The 798-nt window shown below is 57.3% G+C and carries 1 rRNA gene; it reads left to right on the top strand.

From position 1 onward, the window contains the following. Positions 1–798, top strand: a 23S ribosomal RNA gene (locus B5F87_RS20535); the annotation flags it as partial.

Below are 798 nucleotides of genomic sequence, written 5' to 3' on the forward strand. Positions count from 1 at the left end.
ATACCAGTGAAGATGCTGGTTACCCGCGCCAGGACGGAAAGACCCCATGGAGCTTTACTCCAGCCTGATACTGGGATTCGGTATTGCATGTACAGGATAGGTGGGAGGCTGAGAAGTGGCGACGCCAGTCGCTATGGAGCCGCTGTTGGGATACCACCCTTGCAGTACTGGGTTTCTAACCATGAGCCGTGACCCGGCCATGGGACAATGTCAGGCGGGGAGTTTGACTGGGGCGGTCGCCTCCGAAAGGGTATCGGAGGCGCTCGAAGGTCTCCTCAGGATGGTTGGAAACCATCCAGAGAGTGCAAAGGCAGAAGGAGGCTTGACTGCGACACCGACGGGTGGAGCAGGTACGAAAGTAGGACTTAGTGATCCGGTGGCATAACGTGGGATTGCCATCGCTCAACGGATAAAAGCTACCCTGGGGATAACAGGCTTATCACTCCCAAGAGTTCACATCGACGGAGTGGTTTGGCACCTCGATGTCGGCTCATCGCATCCTGGAGCTGGAGCAGGTTCCAAGGGTTGGGCTGTTCGCCCATTAAAGCGGTACGCGAGCTGGGTTCAGAACGTCGTGAGACAGTTCGGTCCCTATCCGGCGCGGGCGCAGGAGATCTGAGAGGAGCTGTCCTTAGTACGAGAGGACCGGGATGGACCGTCCGCTGGTGGACCAGTTGTCATGCCAATGGCACGGCTGGGTAGCCAAGACGGGGAGGGATAAACGCTGAAGGCATCTAAGCGTGAAGCCCCCCTCAAGATGAGATCTCCTAGCAGAAATGTGAGAGACCCCTTAGAGAC

Source organism: Eubacterium sp. An3, assembly GCF_002159465.1.
Lineage (GTDB): Bacteria > Bacillota > Clostridia > Lachnospirales > Lachnospiraceae > Anaerobutyricum > Anaerobutyricum stercoris.